The sequence below is a fragment of the Mesorhizobium kowhaii genome (assembly GCF_003253745.1).
Taxonomy (GTDB): Bacteria; Pseudomonadota; Alphaproteobacteria; order Rhizobiales; family Rhizobiaceae; genus Mesorhizobium; species Mesorhizobium kowhaii.
On sequence record NZ_MZXV01000013.1, the window covers coordinates 1,131,138 to 1,152,208 of the forward strand.

18 protein-coding genes and 2 pseudogenes are annotated in these 21,071 nt (G+C 63.5%); 15 read left to right on the top strand and 5 right to left on the bottom strand.

Going from position 1 to position 21,071, the window contains the following annotated elements; genetic code table 11:
* Positions 1-25 precede the first annotated feature (25 nt).
* Positions 26-2,452, top strand: coding sequence for a GcvT family protein (locus B5V02_RS08105; protein WP_111543591.1), 2,427 nt, complete (start codon positions 26-28; stop codon positions 2,450-2,452).
* Between the two features lie 21 nt (positions 2,453-2,473).
* Here the strand turns inward: B5V02_RS08105 and B5V02_RS08110 are convergent, their stop codons facing one another.
* Positions 2,474-2,866 carry a DoxX family protein gene (locus B5V02_RS08110; protein WP_111543592.1) on the bottom strand — a complete coding sequence of 131 codons (393 nt, stop codon included), beginning with the start codon at positions 2,864-2,866 and terminating at the stop codon, positions 2,474-2,476.
* Between the two features lie 200 nt (positions 2,867-3,066).
* Here B5V02_RS08110 and B5V02_RS08115 point away from each other — a divergent pair, with 200 nt between their 5' ends.
* A complete protein-coding gene (locus tag B5V02_RS08115; protein WP_111543593.1) occupies positions 3,067-3,555 on the top strand; it encodes a hypothetical protein in 489 nt (162 codons plus the stop codon).
* A gap of 100 nt (positions 3,556-3,655) precedes the next feature.
* Here B5V02_RS08115 and B5V02_RS08120 read toward each other — a convergent pair.
* Positions 3,656-4,120: pseudogene (locus B5V02_RS08120) on the bottom strand (VOC family protein); the annotation flags it as partial.
* A gap of 173 nt (positions 4,121-4,293) precedes the next feature.
* Between B5V02_RS08120 and B5V02_RS08125 the strand changes: the two are divergent.
* The 11 genes and pseudogenes from B5V02_RS08125 (at position 4,294) to B5V02_RS08175 (ending at position 16,151) form a co-directional block, all read left to right on the top strand.
* A pseudogene (locus B5V02_RS08125) lies at positions 4,294-5,009 on the top strand (gamma-glutamylcyclotransferase).
* A 120-nt stretch (positions 5,010-5,129) separates the two neighbouring features.
* Entirely contained in the window at positions 5,130-6,485 is a 1,356-nt protein-coding gene (locus tag B5V02_RS08130; RefSeq protein WP_111543594.1) for an NAD(P)-dependent oxidoreductase, read from the top strand.
* 4 nt (positions 6,486-6,489) lie between these two features.
* Complete coding sequence (locus tag B5V02_RS08135) at positions 6,490-7,332, top strand: class I SAM-dependent methyltransferase (RefSeq protein ID WP_111543595.1); 843 nt, start codon at positions 6,490-6,492, stop codon at positions 7,330-7,332.
* Between the two features lie 12 nt (positions 7,333-7,344).
* On the top strand, positions 7,345-8,658 hold the full coding sequence (gene preA, locus B5V02_RS08140; RefSeq protein WP_111543596.1) for an NAD-dependent dihydropyrimidine dehydrogenase subunit PreA: 1,314 nt from the start codon (positions 7,345-7,347) through the stop codon (positions 8,656-8,658).
* 111 nt (positions 8,659-8,769) lie between these two features.
* Complete coding sequence (locus B5V02_RS08145) at positions 8,770-9,288, top strand: RrF2 family transcriptional regulator (protein WP_111543597.1); 519 nt, start codon at positions 8,770-8,772, stop codon at positions 9,286-9,288.
* Between the two features lie 11 nt (positions 9,289-9,299).
* On the top strand, positions 9,300-9,758 hold the full coding sequence (locus B5V02_RS08150; RefSeq protein WP_111543598.1) for a carboxymuconolactone decarboxylase family protein: 459 nt from the start codon (positions 9,300-9,302) through the stop codon (positions 9,756-9,758).
* Positions 9,759-9,919: 161 nt separating this feature from the next.
* Positions 9,920-10,981 (top strand): glycosyltransferase family 4 protein, encoded by a 1,062-nt coding sequence (locus B5V02_RS08155; RefSeq protein ID WP_111543599.1) that lies wholly within the window; start codon positions 9,920-9,922, stop codon positions 10,979-10,981.
* A gap of 50 nt (positions 10,982-11,031) precedes the next feature.
* Positions 11,032-13,194, top strand: a complete 2,163-nt coding sequence (locus tag B5V02_RS08160; RefSeq protein WP_111543600.1) for an amylo-alpha-1,6-glucosidase — start codon at positions 11,032-11,034, stop codon at positions 13,192-13,194.
* 146 nt (positions 13,195-13,340) lie between these two features.
* Entirely contained in the window at positions 13,341-15,122 is a 1,782-nt protein-coding gene (locus B5V02_RS08165) for an alpha,alpha-trehalose-phosphate synthase (UDP-forming) (protein ID WP_111543601.1), read from the top strand.
* Entirely contained in the window at positions 15,119-15,859 is a 741-nt protein-coding gene (otsB, locus tag B5V02_RS08170) for a trehalose-phosphatase (RefSeq protein ID WP_111543602.1), read from the top strand. The genes B5V02_RS08165 and otsB overlap by 4 nt, the downstream gene beginning before the upstream one ends.
* 70 nt (positions 15,860-15,929) lie before the next feature.
* Positions 15,930-16,151, top strand: a complete 222-nt coding sequence (locus tag B5V02_RS08175; protein WP_111543826.1) for a hypothetical protein — start codon at positions 15,930-15,932, stop codon at positions 16,149-16,151.
* Between the two features lie 89 nt (positions 16,152-16,240).
* Here the strand turns inward: B5V02_RS08175 and B5V02_RS08180 are convergent, their stop codons facing one another.
* A complete protein-coding gene (locus tag B5V02_RS08180; RefSeq protein ID WP_111543603.1) occupies positions 16,241-16,963 on the bottom strand; it encodes an SDR family oxidoreductase in 723 nt (240 codons plus the stop codon).
* Complete coding sequence (locus tag B5V02_RS08185) at positions 16,960-17,805, bottom strand: SDR family NAD(P)-dependent oxidoreductase (RefSeq protein WP_111543604.1); 846 nt, start codon at positions 17,803-17,805, stop codon at positions 16,960-16,962. Before B5V02_RS08185 ends, B5V02_RS08180 begins: the two co-directional genes overlap by 4 nt.
* A 103-nt stretch (positions 17,806-17,908) precedes the next feature.
* On the opposite strand from B5V02_RS08185, the gene B5V02_RS08190 reads away from it, so the two are divergent.
* Positions 17,909-18,796, top strand: coding sequence for a helix-turn-helix transcriptional regulator (locus B5V02_RS08190; protein ID WP_111543605.1), 888 nt, complete (start codon positions 17,909-17,911; stop codon positions 18,794-18,796).
* A gap of 13 nt (positions 18,797-18,809) precedes the next feature.
* Here B5V02_RS08190 and B5V02_RS08195 read toward each other — a convergent pair whose 3' ends face one another.
* A complete protein-coding gene (locus B5V02_RS08195) occupies positions 18,810-19,445 on the bottom strand; it encodes a TetR family transcriptional regulator C-terminal domain-containing protein (RefSeq protein ID WP_111543606.1) in 636 nt (211 codons plus the stop codon).
* Positions 19,446-19,672: 227 nt separating this feature from the next.
* On the opposite strand from B5V02_RS08195, the gene aptA reads away from it, so the two are divergent.
* Positions 19,673-21,001, top strand: coding sequence for an omega-aminotransferase AptA (gene aptA, locus B5V02_RS08200; protein ID WP_111543607.1), 1,329 nt, complete (start codon positions 19,673-19,675; stop codon positions 20,999-21,001).
* Positions 21,002-21,071: the final 70 nt, after the last annotated feature.

The following is a 21,071-nucleotide window of genomic DNA, read 5'->3' on the forward strand; positions in this document are numbered from 1 at the left end:
GCTCACTGATATCAGAGAAAAATCCATGAAATCGCATGCAAAGGTCGTGGTCATTGGCGGTGGCGTCGTCGGGTGCTCCGTGCTGTTCCATCTGGCCCGCCACGGTTGGACCGACGTCGTGCTTCTGGAGCGCGACGAGTTGACGTCGGGCTCGACCTGGCACGCGGCCGGCGGCATGCACACGATCAATGGCGATCCCAATGTCGCCAAGCTGCAGAAATACACGATCAACCTCTACAAGGAGATCGAGGAGCTTTCCGGCCAGGCGACCGGCGTGCATCTGACCGGTGGCGTGCTTCTCGCGGCGACCGAGGCGCGCCTCGACTGGCTGCGCGGGGTCGTCGCCAAGGGCCGCTATCTCGGCATCGAGCTTGAGGAGATCTCGCCCAGCGAGGCGGCCGAACTGATGCCGCTGCTCGATCCCAAGCAGTTCGTCGGCGCTGTCAGAAACAAGGAGGACGGCCATCTCGATCCGTCCGGGGTGACCCATGCCTATGCCAAGGCCGCACGCAAACTCGGCGCCGAGGTCGAGCGCTTCACCAAGGTCGAAGACATCGTACGCCGTGCCGACGGGATGTGGCGCGTCATCACCAACAAGGGCGAGGTGGTAGCTGAGCATGTCGTCAACGCCGGCGGCCTGTGGGCGCGCGAGGTCGGCCGCATGGTCGGCCTCGAACTGCCGGTGCTGGCGATGGAGCACATGTACCTGATCACCGAGGACATGCCGGAGGTCGCCGCCTGGAACCAGAAGACCGGCACGGAGATCATCCACGCGGTCGACTTCGATGGTGAGCTCTATCTGCGCCAGGAGCGTGGCGGCATGCTGATGGGCACCTATGAGAAGGCCAACAAGCCGTGGTCCGAGTTCCAGACGCCATGGAATTTCGGCCATGAATTGCTGGCACCGGACATCGATCGCATCGCGCCGTCGCTGGAGGTCGGGTTCCGGCATTTCCCAGCCTTCCAGAACACCGGCATCAAGCAGATCATCAACGGACCCTTCACCTTCGCGCCGGACGGCAACCCGCTGGTCGGGCCGGTGCGCGGCCTGCCGGGCTTCTGGGTCGCCTGCGGCGTCATGGCCGGCTTCAGCCAAGGCGGCGGCGTCGGCTTAGCGCTGTCCAACTGGATGATCGAGGGCGATCCCGGCGCCGACATCTGGGCGATGGATGTCGCGCGCTATGGCGACTGGGCGACGATGGCCTACACCAACGCCAAGGTGCGCGAGAATTATTCCAGGCGCTTTTCGATCCGCTTTCCCAATGAGGAGTTGCCCGCCGGGCGGCCGCTGAAGACGACGCCGGTCTATGATCTGCTATCGGCCAAGGGCGCGCAATGGGGCGTCGCCTATGGGTTGGAGGTGCCGCTGTGGTATGCGCCCGTAGGCGTCAAGGACGAATTCTCGTGGCGCCGCTCGAGCGATTTCACCCAGGTCGCCAGGGAGGTCGCGACCGTTCGCGACGGTGTCGGCCTGTCCGAGATTTCGAGCTTCGCCAAATACAAGGTGACGGGCGAGGGGGCGGCTGCCTGGCTCGACCGGATGCTTGCCTGCAAGCTGCCGAAGCCCGGCCGCATGACGCTGGCGCCGATGCTGAAGGAAGACGGCAAGCTGATCGGCGACTTCACGCTCGCCAATCTCGGCAGTGAGGGCTGGTTCCTCGCCGGCTCCGGCATCGCCGAGCAGTACCATATGCGCTGGTTCGAGAAGCACCTGCCTGGCGACGGTTCGGTCCGTATCGAGGCGCTGGGCGCCAAGCTGACCGGCCTGTCGATCGCCGGGCCGAAGGCGCGTGATATGCTGGCAAAAGCCACGCGCGCAGACGTGTCGAATGCCGCGGTTCCGTTCATGGCCATAGGCAGGATGGATATCGGCATGGCGCCGTGCCTGGTCGGCCGTGTCAGCTACACCGGCGATCTCGGCTACGAGATGTGGGTGGCGCCGGAGTATCAGCGCGCCGCATTCCAGGCCCTGATGGCGACCGGCGAGGAATTCGGCATCGGCCTGTTCGGTTCGCGCGCGCTCAACGCGCTGCGGCTGGAAAAGAATTACGGCTCATGGGCGCGCGAATACCGGCCGATCTACGGGCCGCTGGAAGCCGGGCTCGACCGCTTCGTTGCTTACAGCAAGGATGCGGATTTCATCGGCAAGGCCGCGGCACTCGCCGAGCGCAAGCAGGGCGGCAAGCTGCGCCTGCGTGCCTTCATCCTCGATGCCGACGACGCCGATGTCATCGGCGACGAGCCGATCTGGTTCGACGGCGCCGTGCGCGGCTGGGTGACTTCGGGCGGCTACGCGCATCATTCGAAGAAATCCGTCGCCGTCGGCTATGTGCCGAAGGAGATCGCCGACGAGAGCGACGGCTTCGAGATCGAGCTCTTGGGCAAGCGTCATGCGGCGCGCATGCAGGCGGCGCCGCTGTTCGATGCCAATTTCGAGCGGATGCGCGCCTGAGCACGCATCCCTCTCAGGGCGTCAGGCGCTGCGCCGGTTGTCCAGCGCAAAAGCACCGGCGCCGGCAAACACCAGATAGAGGAAGATGAAGCAGAACGAGATCGCCAAATCGCCGCCATTGTTGACCGGGAAGAAGTTGCGCGGCATGTGCGCCATGAAATAGGCGATCGCCATCTCGCCGGCCAGAAGGAACGCGACCGGGCGAGTGAACAGGCCCAGCGCCAGCAGGATGCCGCCGGCGAATTCGAGAATTGCAGCAGTGAGTGTCAGCCCGGTGAGCGCATGGGGTTGGTCGCTGATGGGAAAATTGAACAATTTCTGGCTGCCGTGCTCGATGAACTGCAGCGCGGTCATGATGCGCAGCACGCCGAGCGCCTGCGGCTGGCATCTGGCAAGGCTCTCGAAAAGCTTCATAAATGGCTCCATTTTAGCTTCCGGACCGGCCATAAATTATCGACCAGCAATGGACCATTCACTTCCCATGGCATGCCATCAACAATCGGTGATTGGAAATGTTCCCCAGTTTGACCTTTCATATTGTTCTCGTCAGGGTTGCATTCGTATCTCTATGGTTGTATTAGTGTGGGCATTCTAAACATGTGGGTTCCTTTGTTATGAAAAAAGTCTTCATCAGCCTATTCGCAATCCTTGCAGGGACCAGCTTCGCCATGGCCGAGGATGCCGGCTGCGAGGCCTTCAAATGGCCGGTGACGCGGGAACAGGCGCTGTTTGCCGCAGCGCCCGCAACGCCGTCTGGAGCGACGCTCGCGGTGGGTGCTGCTGCGGATCTGGCGCTGGTGCCGGCGGAGAAAGCCGGTTTTACGCTGCCGCCCGAACATGCCCCCGCATCAGGCACGTTCGGTGCCGTCGCCAGCGTGGAGGTGCCGACCGAGGGGGCCATTCAGATAAGTCTGTCAGGCGAGGCATGGATCGATGTCATTCAGGACGGCCACGCCATCAAGTCGGTGGGCTATAGCGGCGTGAAGACCTGCCCTGGCATCCGCAAGAGCGTGCGCTTCAAGCTCGCGGCCGGCCCGGCCACCGTCCAGTTCAGTGGCGCGAAAAAGGCTGAGCTGAAGGTCGCGGTGTTGACGCCGGAATAAGACGGCCAGGCAGAGGAATGCGGCCTTTCATCGGGGGTCGATGAAAGGCCGTCGCTTCGTGCCACCGGTTTTTATTGCCGTCAGCGCACCGGCGCCATTACGCAGCCTTCCAATCCGATGTGTAAAGCTCATGCCAGCCGATATGGCCTGACGTGCTGGCCGGTACGATGGGCTGGTCCGGGCCGTTCGGCTGCAGGAACATGAAGGTGGCGCCCTGTGGATCGGCGACGACGGCAAAGCGGCCGACGCCCGGAATGTCGTCGGGCTGGCGGTGAACAGCACCGCCGACTTTCTCCAGCGATGCCGTTGAGGCATCGACATCTTTTGTATGGATGTAGCCGAGCCAGGCGGGCGGCATACCCATCTTGGCCGCGTCCTCGGGTATCGTCATCAGCCCGCCGACGCCACGCTCGCCGACATTCATGACGATATAGCGCGGCATGCCGGGGGCCTTGTCGAAAGGCTGCGCCGTCCAGCCGACCACCTTGGTGTAGAACGCCTCGGCGGCGTCGAGGTCTGTGGTCATCAATTCGTACCAGAAGAAGGGCATCGGGGATTTTGGCATGGTCGGTCTCCTCACCGGTTATGCATCGATCGTCGGTCGATCCATCCTAGGACGATCTTCACGACGAAAATCCGACAACCGCCCAGACAATAATGTCGATCCATGACAAGCGTTCCCGGGTTGCGCGCCCATCGTTTTTCGATTTCTCTGCGGTGACGAGGGGGTATCGTTTCATGCGCCGGATGTCGCTCACGCCTGAGCTTGTCGCACTGTGCCATCGGGAGGGGGCCGATCCCGGCCCGGACCCGAGCTGGACGGAGTTGAACGACGAGGATTTCCGGACCCTTGCCTTGCGGCTGTCTGACGAAGCCGACGACGGGCCGCTATGGGTGTACGCCTACGGGTCGCTGATCTGGAAGCCGGAGTTCGAGTCGGTCGAGCAACAGCTCGCTACGGCCTTCGGCTGGCACCGCTCCTTCTGCCTCGACATGGTGCGTTGGCGCGGCAGCGCCGAGCAGCCGGGGCTGATGATGGCGCTCGAACGGGGTGGACGATGCAACGGCGTGATCTATCGATTGCCTGAAGGCGAAAAACCGGCCCAGATCGAAAGGCTGCTGCGGCGCGAGATCAGCGACCATGAAAGTATCGACACGGTCAGATGGCTGCCGGTGCATACGGCACAAGGGTCGCTGCGCGCGCTTGGCTTCTGGGTCGGCGTGAGGGGCAGGGGAACGTCGCTGAACCAGCCTCTGGACAGGGTGGCGAGCGTGCTGGCCAGAGCCTGCGGGCATATCGGGTCCGGCGCCGAATATCTCTACAACACTGTCAGTCATCTCGAAGCGTTCGGCATCCACGATGGCGGTTGCAGGAGCTGGTTGCAGACGAGATCCGGGCTGTCCATGGCCGTGCTGTCGAGCCCAGCCATTCGCTCGCACTGCAAACGCCATAACATGAGTATAAAAATCATGTTTTACTCAGGCTTTTCAGGGCCTTGCGTCGAAAATTGACCAATTGATAAAAAAATAAAACGTGCTAGCCTTCCCCAAAACGAAAACATGGGGAACTGACGATGCCAGCAGGCCAGTTCAAAGAGGGTATTGCCGGAGGCCGGCTTGCGGCCGACCAGTATGCGGACAATTTTTCCGACCTGCACCCGCCGCTCGATCATCATGAAGCGCTGGTCGAATCCGACCGCTGCTATTTCTGCTACGACGCGCCGTGCATGAATGCATGCCCGACCTCGATCGACATTCCGCTGTTCATCCGCCAGATCTCGACCGGCAATCCGATCGGTTCGGCCAAGACGATTTTCGACCAGAACATTCTGGGCGGCATGTGCGCCCGCGTCTGCCCGACCGAGACGCTGTGCGAGGAGGTCTGTGTGCGCGAGGTGGCGGAAGGCAAGCCGGTGCAGATCGGCCGCTTGCAGCGCTACGCCACCGATGTCGCGATGAGCGAGGACAAGCAGTTTTATCAACGCGCCACTGCCACCGGCAAGACGGTCGCCGTGGTCGGGGCAGGGCCGGCCGGCCTCGCCGCTGCGCACCGGCTCGCCCGCCATGGCCATGACGTGACCATCCTGGAGGCGCGGTCGAAGGCCGGTGGGCTCAACGAATACGGCATCGCCGCCTACAAGAGCGTCGACAATTTCGCCCAGGCCGAAGTCGACTACGTCACCGCCATCGGTGGCATCGACATCCAGAACGGCAAGGCGCTTGGCCGCGACTATCAGCTGTCCGACCTGATGCGCAATTACGATGCGGTGTTTCTCGGCATGGGGCTTGGCGGCGTCAATGCGCTGCGCGCCGATGGCGAGGATGCCGACGGCGTCACCAATGCGGTCGAGTTCATTGCCGAGCTGCGCCAGGCCAGCGATCTTTCCAGCCTGCCGGTTGGTCGGCGCGTCGTCGTCATCGGCGGCGGCATGACGGCGATCGACGCGGCGGTGCAGTCGAAGCTGCTCGGCGCCGAGGAAGTGACGATCTGCTACCGGCGCGGCCATGAGCAGATGAACGCTTCCGGGTTCGAACAGGATCTGGCTGCCGCCAATGGCGTCACCATCCGCCACTGGCTGCAGCCGAAGCGGGTGATTGCCGAAGGCGGCAAGGTGTCTGCCATCGAACTCGAATACACCGCCATGAATGGCGACAGGCTTGCCGGCACCGGCGAGACGCTGACGCTCATCGCTGACCAGGTGTTCAAGGCGATCGGCCAGAGTTTTGTCCCGGCCGCGCTCAACGGCAGCGGTGCTGCGATCGAGCTCGAAGCCGGTCGCATCAAGGTCGATGCGGAAGGGCGCACGTCGCTTGCCAAGGTCTGGGCCGGCGGCGACTGCATATTCGGCGGCGACGACCTGACCGTCTCGGCCGTCGCGCAAGGCCGCGATGCGGCGGAGAGCATCCACAGGAGCCTCGCTCAGGGATAGGATCATGGCCACGGTGGAACCGGGCATCGCCCGTCACTACGACATATCGGGTCTGGAAGAGCGGATTATTGACGCGCTCGCCGATTGGGGCGTGGACGTTGCCAATCTGAGTGCGAGCGATCTCGAAGCGGTCGACGAATTCCACATTGGCGGTGTGGCCGCCACGAAGGCACTCATCGAGCAGATGGGGCTGAAGCCGGCGACCAAACTCCTCGACATCGGATCTGGCGTCGGCGGTCCGGCCCGCTTTGTCGCGAACAGCGCCGGCGCCGATGTTACCGGCATTGATCTCACGCAAAGCTATGTCGATATCGCGACCAGCCTGTCGAAGCGAACCGGGATGGCCGGCAAGACGCGGTTCGTGCAAGGCAGCGCGCTGGACATGCCATTCGCGGACGCCAGCTTCGATGCGGCTGTCATCCTGCATGTCGGCATGAACCTTCCCGACAAGCCGAGACTGATGAGCGAGGCTGCCCGCGTGCTGCTACCGGGCAGCGTCTTGGCCGTCTACGATGTGATGCGGCTGAAGGACGGCGCGCTGACCTATCCGCTGCCATGGGCGTCTGATGAAACCATGTCCTTCGTCGCCACGCCGGACGACTATCGCTCGGCCGCCGTCGCCGCGGGGTTTTCTGTGACCGCCGAGCGGCCGCGCGGCGCCTTTGCCATTGAATTCTTTGCCACGATGCGTGCGCGCCTGGCAGCCGCGCAAGCGGAAGGCAACAAGGCGCCGCCCGGCGTCGGCCTCATCATGGGCGAGGACGCCCGCACCAAGATTGCCAATATCACCGCCGCGCTTGAAGGCGGCATTCTTGCACCCGTCGAACTGCTCCTTCGTCTCGGTTGAAAGGGACCTGTCATGGCAGACATCCGCAACAATTTCGTCGGCATCAAATCGCCCAATCCGTTCTGGCTGGCCTCGGCGCCGCCGACCGACAAGGCCTACAACGTCATCCGCGCCTTCAAGGCCGGTTGGGGCGGTGTGGTGTGGAAGACGCTGGGCGAGGAAGGTCCGCCGGTGGTCAACGTCAACGGCCCGCGCTACGGTGCGATCTGGGGCGCCGACCGGCGATTGCTCGGCCTCAACAACATCGAGCTGATCACCGACCGCGACCTGCAGGTCAATCTGCGCGAGATCAAGCAGGTCAAGAAGGACTGGCCCGACCGCGCCATCGTCGTCTCGCTGATGGTGCCGTGCGTCGAGGAGAGCTGGAAGGCGATCTTGCCGGTGGTCGAGGAGACAGAGGCCGACGGCATCGAGCTCAATTTCGGCTGCCCGCATGGCATGTCGGAGCGCGGCATGGGCGCCGCCGTCGGCCAGGTGCCGGAATACATCGAAATGGTGGTGCGCTGGTGCAAGCAGAACACCCGCATGCCGGTCATCACCAAGCTGACGCCCAACATCACCGATGTGCGCAAGCCCGCGCGCGCCGCCTTTGCCGGCGGCACCGACGCGGTGTCGCTGATCAACACCATCAACTCGATCACCGGCGTCGACCTCGACAGTTTTGCACCGCAGCCGACCATCGACGGCAAGGGCTCGCATGGCGGCTATTGCGGCCCGGCGGTGAAGCCGATCGCCATGAACATGGTGGCCGAGATCGCGCGTGATCCCGAAACCCACGGCCTGCCGATCTCCGGCATTGGCGGCATCACCACCTGGCGCGATGCGGCCGAGTTCATGGCGCTTGGCGCTGGCAATGTGCAGGTGTGCACTGCGGCGATGACCTATGGCTTCAAGATCGTGCAGGAGATGATCGCCGGTCTCGAAAACTGGATGGACGAGAAGGGCCATGCCTCGCTCGACGACATTGTCGGCCGCGCTACGCCCAACGTCACCGACTGGCAGTATCTCAACCTCAACTATGTCGCCAAGGCACGTATCGACCAGGACGCCTGCATCAAATGCGGCCGCTGCCACATCGCCTGCGAGGACACCTCGCATCAGGCGATCACCAGCATGGTCGACGGCAAGAGGCATTTCGAGGTGATCGAGGCCGAATGCGTCGGCTGCAATCTGTGCGTCAATGTCTGCCCGGTCGAGAACTGCATCACCATGGAACCGCTGGCGGCAGGCGTTATGGACCAGCGCACCGGAAAGCCGGTGTCGCCGATCTACGCCAACTGGACGACGCACCCGAACAACCCGATGGCCAAGGTGGCGGCGGAGTAGGAGCAGCCATTCGTCGAAAAAAGCGGCGCCTTCGGGCGCCGTTTTTTCATTTTCCTATTGCAGATAAAAAATATCCACGATAAAAATTATCTATGAATAGAGATCGACACCATGAAGCTGGGCGAGGGCGTTGAAGCAGCCATCCACTGCGCCGCCATGCTGGCCGGCGTGGATGGCGACGCGACCATTCCCGGCGCCGCCATGGCGGAGGCCTTTGGCCTGTCGCCGAGCTATCTCCTGAAGCATCTCAACATGCTGAGCGTGGCTCGCATCCTGGAATCGGTGCCGGGACCGGCGGGCGGGTACCGGCTGGCGCGACCGGCCGAGCACATAACGCTGCTCGATATCGTGCTCGCTGTCGAAGGGCGCGAACCGGCCTTTCGCTGCGGCGAAATCCGTCGCAACGGTCCGGCCAGGCTCGATGTCTCGGCTTACGTGAAGCCCTGCGGCATCAACGCCGCGATGCTGAAGGCCGAGAAGGCCTACCGCGCCGCACTCGCCGAGGCGAAGCTGTCCGACATCGTGTCCGAATTCATGACGGATGCCGATCCGCGTTCGGTCGCCGCCGGCTGCGCTTTCGTGGCGCGCCATCAGCGGCCGCAGAAATCCAGTTCAACCAAGCAAGCGTAAAGGACAAGACGATGAAACAGAGGCTCCAGTTCTTCGCCAAGGCGCCGGAGATCATGAAGGCGGTGTCGGCGCTCAACAAGGCGGTGGACGAATGCGGGCTCGAGGAAAGCCTGCTGCACCTGATCAAGCTCAGGGCGTCGCAGATCAATGGCTGCTCGTTCTGCGTCGAGATGCACAGCCGCGAGGCCAGGCGCGACGGCGAGACCGAGCAACGGCTCTATCTGGTGTCGGCCTGGAAGGAATCGCCGCTGTTTTCCGGGCGCGAACGTGCCGCCTTCGCTTGGACCGAGGCGGTCACTTTGATCGCCAACAACGGCGTGTCGGACGAACTCTATGCAAAGACGCTCGAGCATTTCTCGGAAGAGGAACTGGTCAAGCTGTCCGTCGCGCTCGGCATGATCAACACGTGGAACCGGCTTTGCATCCCGTTCCACGCCCTTCATCCGATGCCGGCGGCCAAGGCTGCCTGATTGCCCAAGAGTGCTTTGGAGCGCGTCCAGGAGGCGGCGCTGGATGCGCGTTCTCATAGCGACTGCGGCACTGCAGCCCCGACGGCATCGATCATTAAATCGGAACCAATCGAGCCGTTGACGCATTTCGCCCCTGTATGCCGAGCATCCCGGGATGAAATATGAAAATTGCCCATGTCGCGCCGCTTTATGAATCGGTGCCGCCCAAACTTTATGGCGGCACTGAACGCATCGTCTCGTATCTGACTGAAGCGCTGGTCGATCTGGGCCATGAAGTGACGCTGTTTGCCAGTGGCGACAGCCAGACTTCCGCAAAGCTGGTCGCCGGCCGGGAATGCGCGCTTCGCCTCGATCCGCGTCCGCTCAAATCCGAGATCGCGGCGCATCTTTCGATGCTTGCCGAGGTGCGGAAACGGGCGCGCGAGTTTGACGTCATCCACTTCCACCTCAGCCACTTCCTGCACTTTTCCTTCTTCGAGGACATGGCGGAGCGGACGGTGACGACGCCGCATGGCAGGCTGGACTATGTCGACCTGGCGCCGGCCTATGAGCGTTTCCCGCGCTTTCCGATGATTTCCATTTCGCACAGCCAGAAGGCAGGCCTTGCCAGGGCCAACTGGTTGGCAACAATCCACCACGGACTGCCGACCGGTATCTATGAACCGACTTTCGAGACGAAGGCGCAGGAACCCTATCTTGCCTTCCTCGGCCGGTTCTCACGCGACAAGCGCCCCGATCGCGCCATCGAGATCGCCTTGCGCTCGGGGCTCAGGCTGAAGCTTGCGGCAAAGATCGGCGACGACGATAGCGCCTATTTCCACGAGGTGGTCGAGCCTTTGATCGACGGCGATCGCATCGACTATGTCGGCGAGATCGAGGAGCACCAGAAGGCGGAATTTCTCGGCAACGCGGCCGGCCTCTTGTTCCCGATCGACTGGCCGGAGCCCTTCGGCCTTGTCGCCATCGAGGCAATGGCCTGCGGCACGCCGGTGATCGCCTGGAATTGCGGCGCACTGCCCGAGATCATCGATCAGGGCGTGACCGGCTTTATCGCGGATTCGATGGATGGCGCGGTCGCCGCGGTGCCGGACTTGCTGCGGCTCGACAGGCGAAAGGTGAGAGCCGTTTTCGAAAAACGGTTTTCCGCCAGAAGAATGGCCGGCGACTATTTGGCTGCCTATGCGCGCCTGATCGGTGTCGCAAGCGAAGCGAAGGCGTCGTGAGCGGCGACGCGCTCGAACGACGGGAACGAAACGACAGGGATTTTTGACGAATGGCCCAACTCGACGAGCGCCAGCTCGATCCCGCCGTCGCACTTGCCTCGCTCGACGCGACCGCGCCTCGTGAGCCACACCGGCTGTTTGCGCTTAAGCAGGGCGACTGCTTTGTGGTTGCCGATGCCTATGGCGACATACGCGGCGCCGGTGACGGTTTCTTCCGCGACGACACACGCGTGCTCTCCGAATTCCGGCTGACCGTCGGCGGCAGGCAGACATCGTTGCTCGGCGCCTCGCTCAGCCAGGACAATGTGCTGTTCACCACCAACCTGACCAATCTGCCGATGCTCAGCGCCAGCGGTCGCGACATTCCGCAGGGCGCGATTCATGTCGAACGCGTCCGGCTGCTTTGGCAGGACAGGCTGTTCGAACGCATCACGCTTTCCAACTACAGTCGGGAAACCTCGACAATCGGCGTTTCCCTGCACTTTGCCGCCGATTTCCGCGACATGTTCGAAGTGCGCGGCTCGACGCGACTGCGGCGCGGCATGGCCCATATGGCCGAGATGGGTGCGGCATCCGTCCTGCTGCGTTACGACGGGTTGGACGGGCTGGCCCGCGCGTCGGCGATCTCGTTCTCGCAGGCTCCGGATCAACTGACAGCCGACCGCGCCGATTTCCTGCTCGCCGTAACCAAGCGCAGCAGCAAGGTGCTCTATGTCGAGGTCGGTTCCGAGGTGGAGGATGCGCCCGATCGCGACCGTTTCCGCGCCGCCGCCGCCCGGGCCCGCTTTGGCATGCGGGCCAAGCGCCGCCATGGCGCGACGGTGCACAGTTCCGGTCGCGTCTTCAACGACTGGGTCGAGCGCGCCCGCGCCGATGTCGCGCTGCTGACCACCGAGCTTCCGACCGGACCCTATCCCTACGCCGGCATCCCCTGGTTCTCGACGGCGTTCGGCCGTGACGGCGTCATCTCGGCGCTGCAGATGCTCTGGCTCAACCCAGGCCTGGCGCGGGGCGTGCTGGCCTTCCTTGCCCAGCATCAGGCGACGGAGACGTCGCCGTTCAGCGATTCGCAGCCGGGCAAGATCATGCATGAGACCCGCAAGGGCGAGATGGCGGCGCTGCGGGAGCTTCCGTTCGGCCGCTACTATGGCGGCGTCGATACGACGCCGCTCTACATCCATCTCGCCTGTGCCTATGCCGACCGCACCGGTGACATGGCGTTCATCGACAGCCTGTGGCCGTCGCTGTGCGCCGCGGCCGAATGGACGGAGGAGGCGGGCCGCGAGACCGGATTCGTGACCTACCAGCGGGCAGCCGAGTCCGGCCTCGCCAACCAGGGCTGGAAGGACAGCTTCGATTCCGTCTTTCATGCCGATGGCCGCATCCCCAGGGGTCCGATCGCGCTGGTCGAGGTGCAAGGCTATGTCTTTGCCGCCTTCCGGGGGCTGGCGGCGCTCGCCCGTCGCCGTGGCGAGGACGAGAGAGCCGATCACTGGGACAGCCGCGCCGAGGCCATGCGGGTGGCGGTGGAACGCGATTTCTGGCTCGACGATCTCGGCTTCTATGCCCTGGCGATCGACGGTGCCGGCGAGCCCTGCAAGGTGCGGACCTCGAATGCGGGCCATCTTCTCCTTGTCGGGCTTCCCGAGCCGGCGCGGGCGCAGATGGTCGCCGATCAGCTTGTTTCGGCCTCCTTCCATTCCGGCTGGGGGCTGAGGACGCTTGCCGACGATGCCGTGTTCTTCAACCCGATGTCGTACCACAATGGCTCGATCTGGCCGCATGACACCGCCATGTGCGGCGCCGGACTGGCGCGCTATGGCGAGCGCGACAGCGTGGTCCGGCTGATGAGCGGCACGTTCGAATCCGCGGTCCATTTCAACATGCGGTTGCCGGAACTGTTCTGCGGTTTTACGCGGGCACCGGGCGAAGCACCGATCGCCTATCCCGTCGCCTGCCTGCCGCAAGCGTGGTCGGCGGGTTCCGCCTTCATGCTGATGCAGGCCTGCCTTGGCCTGGAGATCGATGGCTGGGATGGCGAAATCCGCGTCACCCGTCCGAGACTGCCGATCGGCATCGACACACTCACGCTGCGACATTTGGGCGTCGGCGAAAGAGTGGTCGATCTCACGTTCCAGCGTGTCGGCGACCGGGTCGTCGCCTTCCTCGCCGACCGGCATGAAGGGCTGGTGCCGCTCATCGTCAGAACATGATCCGAGCCAGATTGGCTGGAACCGATCCCGGCTTTGTGCGTTGCAAAATACAGGTCCGGACGGCGACCAGGTCGCTGGCGGACAGTTTCAAATCGGAAACATGAACAAAAAGGCCGCCGAACGGCCGAAGGTGAGTTGGCATTCCAATGACAGACTATGGTGCGGACCTGCTCTGGGTTCTGATCCTCGCGAGCCTCGGTCTCTCCGCTCTTGCCGTTTTCTTCTCCATATCGCGGCAACGCCGCAGTCACCCTCCCACGATTGCACATCCGGCCGGTGAGGACGTGGCCGCGGAAGCGGCGCGCAAGGTGATACGGGAGTTCGAAAAGAACGGCCAATCGGCCGATGCCGCCCTGGTGACATGGTCGCCCGAAACATTGCGCAAGATCCTGACCGATGACCTGCCCGATGCGCAGGTCATCGTGGTCTCCAACCGCGAACCGTATATCCACAACGTCAAGGGCAATGGCGTCGAACTGCTTGTGCCGGCCAGCGGGCTGGTTTCGGCGCTGGAGCCGATCACGCGCGCCTGCGCCGGCACATGGATTGCCTATGGCGGTGGAACGGCAGACCGTCTCATGGTCGACAAGGACGACCGGGTACAGGTGCCGCCCGGCAATCCGTCCTACACGCTGCGCCGGGTCTGGCTGACCGAGGAAGAGCATCAGGGCTACTATCTCGGCTTCGCCAATGAGGGCCTGTGGCCGCTTTGCCATATCGCCTTCACCCGGCCGATTTTTCGCGCCTCGGACTGGGAGGCTTATGAAGCCGTCAATCGAAAGTTCGCCGATACGGTGGTGGCCGAGGCGCGCAACGAGCGGCCGATCGTGCTGGTCCAGGACTACCACTTCGCGCTGCTGCCGCGGATGATCCGCGAGCGCCTGCCCGAGGCGATCGTCATCACCTTCTGGCACATCCCGTGGCCGAACTCGGAAGTGTACAGCATCTGTCCGTGGCGTGAGCGCATCCTCGAGGGGCTGCTCGGCAGCTCGATCATCGGTTTCCACACCCAGTTCCACGCCAACAATTTCACCGAAAGCGTCGATCGTTTCCTGGAAAGCCGCATCGAGCGGGCGGATGCGGCCATCTCCTATGGCGGGCAGACGACGCTGGTGCACGCCTATCCCATCTCGATAGAATGGCCGGCAGACCTTCTGGCAAGATTGCCTGATGTCGATGACTGCCGCGCCCGCCTGCGCACCAGGTTCGGGCTGAGAGCGGATGTGAAGCTGGGCGTCGGCGTCGAGCGCCTCGACTACACCAAGGGCATTCTTGATAGGTTTCAGGCGCTCGACGAATTGTTCAAGCGATATCCGGAATGGATCGGAAAACTGGCCTTCCTGCAGATAGCGGCACCCAGCCGCGGCACGCTCCCGGCTTACAAGCTGCTCCACGACGAATGTCACCGCTATGCCGAAGAGCTCAACGAACGTTACGGCAGCGAAGGTTACAAACCGGTGATCATGGTGGCTGAACATCACACGCAGGAACAGGTCTATGAGATCTATCGCGCCGCCGACATATGCATGGTCACCAGCCTGCATGACGGCATGAACCTGGTCGCCAAGGAATTCGTTGCGGCGCGCGATGACGAACAGGGCGTCTTGATGCTCAGCACATTCGCCGGCGCCTCGCGCGAATTGCTGGAGGCGCTGATCGTCAACCCCTATGACGCCGCCATGATGAGCGAGACGCTGCTGCAGGCGCTGACCATGACGCCCGACGAACAGCGCGAGCGCATGCGGCCGATGCGGCAGATGGTCCGCGACAACAATGTCTATCGCTGGGCCGGCAGTATGCTTCTGGATGCGGCGCGCCTGCGCAAGCGCGGCGACGTCGATCGGGCAACGGGCACTAGCGATCGGCAGCCTCCAAGCGTCGACAATGTCGTCTCCATGTTCGAGCGCAAACGGCTGGCAATATCATGAGCGAGACCCTGCAGAAGCCACAGACCTTGCTGACCGGCGAATGGGCGTTGTTCCTCGACATTGACGGCACCCTTTTGGAACATGCGGAACACCCGGACGCCGTCTCGGTCAGCGACGAGCTTCGCTCCTTGCTGCAAGGCCTGGATCACAAGTTGAACGGGGCATTGGCCGTTATTACAGGCCGCTCCGTTGCGGCCGTGGACCAGCTGTTTCAGCCTTTGAAACTGCGCGCGGCCGGGCTTTATGGCCTGGAACACAGGCTCCTGCCGGACGACGACGTCGAAGTCGCGGGAGAGCCGGCGGATATTGCCGCTCTTGCCGACGAGATCGAGGCCGAGCTCGGGCGTGGGCAGGCCTATATCGAGCGCAAAGGCCGGGTGCTGGCCATCCACACGCGCGCTGCGCCGCATCTGCTTCCGCGCGCGACGCAGCTTGTCGAGCAGGCGCTGGCCACCCTGCCGAAGGGCTACAGGGTGGTTGCCGGCAATGCCGGCGTGGAACTGCTGCCGCTCGAGGCAGCCAAGGGTGCTGCGATCCGGCGGTTCATGGGCATGGCACCATTCAGAGGCCGCCGCCCGGTCTTCCTGGGCGACGACACGCCGGACGAAAACGGCTTCGAAGCCGTCAATGATGCCGGCGGCATATCGATACGGGTCAAACCACCCGCGCAGACAACCGCGCGGTACGGCCTTGCCGGCGTTGCCGAAACGCTCGCCTGGCTGAGAGGCCAACTTTAGGTCCAGACGAGGGATGCAAGCGCGATTGCGCATCTTGGAAGGATATTTCGGCCAGGAAAGGAACGGTACGATGGGACGCTTTGCACGTTTGGTTCGTGAGATCACGCCGAGTTGGCTCAATCCTCGCTCCGCCCGCCATGCGGCCGCCGACATTTCACCGTCCGAGGCAGACGCCAGTTGGCAGGAAGCGATCGATAACAAGATGTATGGGGCCGATACGCCGGATTATTCCCATGTTCCGGAGCAGTCCGCTTCAGGTGCGGCAAGACCGGCCGGCGACAGGGCCAAATAGCCCAATCATGGCGACGATCCCTGGCCCGCTGCTCGCCCCTTCGACAAGTCCGGCTACGGCCTTGCCGGCCGCTGCCATTTTGCTTGTCCCTATGCCGCAAATCGCAGGCCGCCGTCGCAGGTCAGGACCTGGCCGGTCATGAAGCCGTTGGAGACGAGAAACGCGATTGCGCCGGCGACGTCCTCGGCGCGGCCGATTCGGCCGACCGGGGTCTTGCTGGCATAGTCGGCAAAGATCGCCTGCCGCTGTTCCTCGGCCAGAAAATCCCACCAGGGCGTGTCGATGACGCCGGGCGCCACGACATTGACGCGCAGCGGCTTCAGCTCCATGGCCAGGATCGGCACCACGGTCAAAAGCATGCCGTTGATGGCGGCGATACCGGCGACGCCCGGCGTCGCAAGCTGTGCCGATACTGCCGAGATGAAGGTGGCCGATCCGCTCTTGTTCAGAGTCGGCAGGGCCGCCTGCAGGCAGGACAGCTGCGGCCTCACTTTCTCGTCGACACCGCTGCCTATGTCGGTCAGGTCAAGCGTCTGGAAGGGGCCAATGCCCTTGCCGCCGCTGGCCGCCAGGACCAGGTGGTCGAAGGGGCCTAGGCGCTCGAAGAACCCGCTGACCTCGTCCGGCTTCGCGGCATCGAACGCAGCCTTGTCGACAGCGCCGCCAAGGCTCTTCCATGCGCTGTTGAGCCTGTCCTGGTTGCGCCCGGTGATGGTCACCTTCATGCCGGGACCAAGCAGTTTGCGCGCAGTCGCCAGGCCGATACCGGACGAGCCGCCAATGATGACGGTGTGCTGGATTGTCGTGGTCATGAATGCTGTTCCTTCGATGTTGGGGAGGCGAGGCCGACAAGGTCGAGGCTCAGACTGCGCAACTGTTGTCTTGCCTTGGCGTCGTAGGCCTGAGCGTCGGCGCGGGATTCCCGCAGGCCGTCGAAATAGAGGCCGCTGCGTCCTTCCAGCGCCGATGAAGTCGCGAGGTTGAGGATGGCGTCGGCGCCGGTTTCGACTGAACTCCATGGCGTCACGCCAGCCTGGCGGACCATGGTGGTGTTCATGTAGCTGGCCGGATGCAGCGCGTTGACAGTGACGCCGGTCCCTTTCAGCTCCTGCGCAATGTCGATGGTGAACAGGATCTGCGCCAGCTTGCTCTGGCAGTAGGCGCGCACGCCGTCGTAGCTGCGGGTCAGCATGACATCGCCGAAGTCAACCGCCTGCTGTCCGGCCGAGGCGACATTGACGATGCGCGCCGGCGCGCTCGCCTTGAGCAACGGCAGAAGTTCCGATGTCAGCAGGAAACCGGCGAGATAGTTGACGGCGAAGCGCAGTTCGTAGCCGTCGGCGCTAATTTGCCGCTTGGCACCTTGGCCTGCGGTGCCAATGCCGGCATTGTTGATGAGGATGTCAAGCCGGTCCGTCCTGGCGCGCACGGCCTCGGCAAGGCGGCGCACCTCGGCCAGCGAGGAGAGGTCGGCGACCAGCAGCTCGGCCTTGCCGCCGGCGGCTTCGATCTCAGTAACGGTCGCCTTGCCGCGCGTCGCATCGCGGCCATGCACCAGCACGCGGGAGCCCCCAGCGCCAAGCCGCTGCGCGACGACGCGGCCGACGCCGTCGGTCGACCCGGTGACGAGGATTGTCTTGTCTTTGAGTTCCATATTCGGAGCCTCCGTTCTGTTGCTCTGAACGGAAGATGGGACAGCGGGAGCGCGCCAAACAGTTCAAACTTTATCCTGGTATCAATACTGCTATAATAGGCTCATGGAATCCCAACCCCGTTCTGCTCCCACTCATTCCGCTGAAGACAGCCGCCGGCGCGAGCTGGGCGCCTTCCTACGCTCGCGCCGCGAAAGGCTGACGCCATCGGCAACCGGCATTGCCACGGGTCTCAGGCGGCGTACGCCGGGCCTGCGCCGCGAGGAGGTGGCGATGATCGCCGGTGTCGGCACGACCTGGTACACATGGCTGGAGCAGGGGCGGGAGGTCAGGCCCTCGGTCGAGGTGCTGACGGCGCTCTGCGAGGCGCTGCGGCTCGACGCAGCCGAAAAGCAGCATCTGTTCATCCTCGCCGGCCGCCAGCAGCCGGAACGTCGCGCCGTGGCGCCGGAAAAGGTCGACGGCCCCTTGCTGCACATGCTGCAATGCCTGGTGCTGCAGCCGGCCTATGTCGTCGGCCGGCGCTGGGACGTGCTGGCCTGGAACCCGGCGGCGGTGGCGGTGTTCGGCGACTACGGTCTGCTGGAGGGTGATGCCCGCAACATCGTCCACATGGTCTTCACCAATCCGCACCACCGGCGGCTGCTGGTCGACTGGGAGCAGCTGGCGCGCATCGTGCTGGCCTCGTTCCGGGCCGCAAGCGCCAGATATGTCGGCGATCCGGATTTCGAGCGGCTGATCGAGTTGATGACGCGCTCGAGCCCCGAGTTTCGCGCCTGGTGGCCGCAGCGCGACGTCGCGCACCGATTGTCTGGGGTGAAGCATGTCCGGCACCCGAGCGCCGGCGCCATGACGTTCGAGCATATGAGCTTGTCAGTGGGCGACGGCTCCGACATGAAGCTGATCGTCTACACGCCGCTTGCCGAGCAGAACTCGATCGCCAAGCTGCAGACATTGCTGGACGCGCTGCCGGCCGAACGGCGCAGCGCCTGATAACCGCCGAAAGTTAGTTTTTCGGCTTCAGCCCGTCGAGGAACAATTGCTCCAGGAAGCGGGCGGCGTCTTCGAAGCGGCCGTCGCCGCCGCGGTCGGCTCCGAGCACGGCGCGGACCTGGACGTCGAAATCGGCATAGTGCTGCGTCGTCGCCCAGATCGAGAAGATCAGGTGCCAGGGGTCGGTCCTGGCGATCTTGCCGGCGCGCATCCAGCCCTTGATGACGGCGGCCTTTTCGTCGACCAGCGTCTTCAATTCGCCGGCCAGCAGCGGCATGATGCGCGGCGCGCCTTGCAGGATCTCGTTGGCGAACAACCGGCTCTCGCGCGGAAAATCGCGGGCCATTTCGAGCTTGCGCCTGATGTAGTTGCGCAATTCGGTCATTGGATCGCCGATGTCGTCGAGTTCACGCAGCGGCGCCAGCCAGGTGTCGAGCAGGCGCTGCATCAGCGTCTCGTGGATGTCCTCCTTGCGGCGGAAATAATAAAGCAGGTTCGGCTTCGACATGCCGGCGGCTTCGGCGATCTGGTCGATGGTCGAGCCGCGAAAACCGTTGGTGGAGAAAACCTCGAGCGCCGCCTCCAGGATGAGTTCGCGCTTTTCCTGCTGGATGCGGGTGCGGCGAGGGGCGTCCGTGCTGGTGTTCACCGTTGCGGGCCCTCGCGTTGACGGTCATCTGGACCAATTCTCTGGACCAGTTTTTCCTTGGCCTGTGGAACGCACTTCAAGTGCCGCATTTCCGCTAGTAATCCCTTGACCGCCGACAGGGCGGTGCTAACGTTTGTCCAATCGGTCAAAAATTTGCGTAGCACGAAATCGCAACGAAGACCAAGCGTTGGGCGCACCGAAACAGGTTACAAGGGGAAGTCTTGGTCATGTCCAACCGGCTGAAAGTCACGCCGAACGATCTCAGCGCATTCTGGATGCCGTTCACGGCAAACCGGCAGTTCAAGCAGGCGCCGCGCATGATGGTGTCCGCCAAGGACATGCATTACACGACCAGCGACGGCCGCAAGGTGCTGGACGGCACCGCCGGTCTCTGGTGCGTCAATGCAGGCCACTGCCGGCCGAAGATCACCGAGGCCATCCAGCATCAGGCTGCCGAGCTCGACTACGCGCCGGCCTTCCAGATGGGCCATCCGATCGTCTTCGAACTGGCCAACCGCCTGGTCGACCTCGCGCCCAAGGGCATGGATCATGTGTTCTTCACCAATTCCGGCTCGGAATCGGTCGAAACGGCGCTGAAGATGGCGATCGCCTATCACCGCGCCAAGGGCGAGGGTTCGCGCACCCGCCTGATTGGCCGCGAGCGCGGCTATCACGGCGTCAATTTCGGCGGCATCTCGGTTGGTGGCATCGTCACCAACCGCAAGATGTTCGGCACGCTGCTCGGCGGCGTCGACCACATGCCGCACACGCATCTGCCGGAGAAGAACGCCTTCACCAAAGGCGTGCCGGAGCATGGCGCGGAACTCGCCAACGAGCTGGAGCGCATCGTCGCGCTGCATGACGCCTCGACCATCGCCGCCGTCATCGTCGAGCCGGTCGCCGGTTCCACTGGCGTCATCCTGCCGCCCAAGGGTTATCTGCAGAAGCTGCGCGAGATCTGCACCAAACACGGCATCCTGTTGATCTTCGACGAGGTCATCACCGGTTTCGGCCGTCTAGGCACGCCGTTCGCCGCTGACTATTTCGGCGTCACGCCCGACATCATGACCACCGCCAAGGGCGTCTCCAACGGCGTCATCCCGATGGGCGCGGTGTTCGTGAAGAAGGAAATCCACGACGCCTTCATGACCGGCCCCGAGCATATGATCGAGTTCTTCCACGGCTACACCTATTCGGGTAATCCGATCGCCTGCGCGGCGGCCTTGGGCACGCTCGACACCTACAAGGAAGAGGGTCTGCTGACCCGTGGCGAGGAACTGGCGCCATATTGGGAAGACGCGCTGCATTCGCTGAAGGGCGAGCCGAACGTCATCGATATCAGGAACATCGGCCTGATCGGCGCGATCGAGCTCGCGCCGATCGCCGGCCAGCCGACCAAGCGTGCCTTCTCGGCCTTCGTCAAGGCGTTCGAGCGCGGCGCGCTGATCCGCACCACCGGCGACATCATCGCGCTGTCGCCGCCGCTGATCATCACCAAGGGCCAGATCAACGAATTGATCGACCACGTGCGTGAAGTCTTGAGGGCGGTGGACTAAATCTGCTTAGACCTGGACGGGTGGCGACGGGAACCGCCGCCCGCCCAGGACCTGAAATGAGAGGACTCGG

Excerpts from the sequence above, each read along its gene's own strand:
- B5V02_RS08150 (WP_111543598.1), top strand. The coding sequence starts at position 9,300 with ATGAAACAGAGGCTCCAGTTCTTCGCCAAGGCGCCGGAGATCATGAAG.
- otsB (WP_111543602.1), top strand. The coding sequence starts at position 15,119 with ATGAGCGAGACCCTGCAGAAGCCACAGACCTTGCTGACCGGCGAATGG.
- aptA (WP_111543607.1), top strand. The coding sequence starts at position 19,673 with ATGTCCAACCGGCTGAAAGTCACGCCGAACGATCTCAGCGCATTCTGG.
- B5V02_RS08130 (WP_111543594.1), top strand. The coding sequence starts at position 5,130 with ATGCCAGCAGGCCAGTTCAAAGAGGGTATTGCCGGAGGCCGGCTTGCG.
- B5V02_RS08190 (WP_111543605.1), top strand. The coding sequence starts at position 17,909 with ATGGAATCCCAACCCCGTTCTGCTCCCACTCATTCCGCTGAAGACAGC.
- B5V02_RS08165 (WP_111543601.1), top strand. The coding sequence starts at position 13,341 with ATGACAGACTATGGTGCGGACCTGCTCTGGGTTCTGATCCTCGCGAGC.
- B5V02_RS08155 (WP_111543599.1), top strand. The coding sequence starts at position 9,920 with ATGAAAATTGCCCATGTCGCGCCGCTTTATGAATCGGTGCCGCCCAAA.
- B5V02_RS08135 (WP_111543595.1), top strand. The coding sequence starts at position 6,490 with ATGGCCACGGTGGAACCGGGCATCGCCCGTCACTACGACATATCGGGT.
- preA (WP_111543596.1), top strand. The coding sequence starts at position 7,345 with ATGGCAGACATCCGCAACAATTTCGTCGGCATCAAATCGCCCAATCCG.
- B5V02_RS08180 (WP_111543603.1), bottom strand. The coding sequence starts at position 16,963 with ATGACCACGACAATCCAGCACACCGTCATCATTGGCGGCTCGTCCGGT.
- B5V02_RS08115 (WP_111543593.1), top strand. The coding sequence starts at position 3,067 with ATGAAAAAAGTCTTCATCAGCCTATTCGCAATCCTTGCAGGGACCAGC.
- B5V02_RS08110 (WP_111543592.1), bottom strand. The coding sequence starts at position 2,866 with ATGAAGCTTTTCGAGAGCCTTGCCAGATGCCAGCCGCAGGCGCTCGGC.
- B5V02_RS08105 (WP_111543591.1), top strand. The coding sequence starts at position 26 with ATGAAATCGCATGCAAAGGTCGTGGTCATTGGCGGTGGCGTCGTCGGG.
- B5V02_RS08185 (WP_111543604.1), bottom strand. The coding sequence starts at position 17,805 with ATGGAACTCAAAGACAAGACAATCCTCGTCACCGGGTCGACCGACGGC.
- B5V02_RS08160 (WP_111543600.1), top strand. The coding sequence starts at position 11,032 with ATGGCCCAACTCGACGAGCGCCAGCTCGATCCCGCCGTCGCACTTGCC.
- B5V02_RS08175 (WP_111543826.1), top strand. The coding sequence starts at position 15,930 with ATGGGACGCTTTGCACGTTTGGTTCGTGAGATCACGCCGAGTTGGCTC.
- B5V02_RS08145 (WP_111543597.1), top strand. The coding sequence starts at position 8,770 with ATGAAGCTGGGCGAGGGCGTTGAAGCAGCCATCCACTGCGCCGCCATG.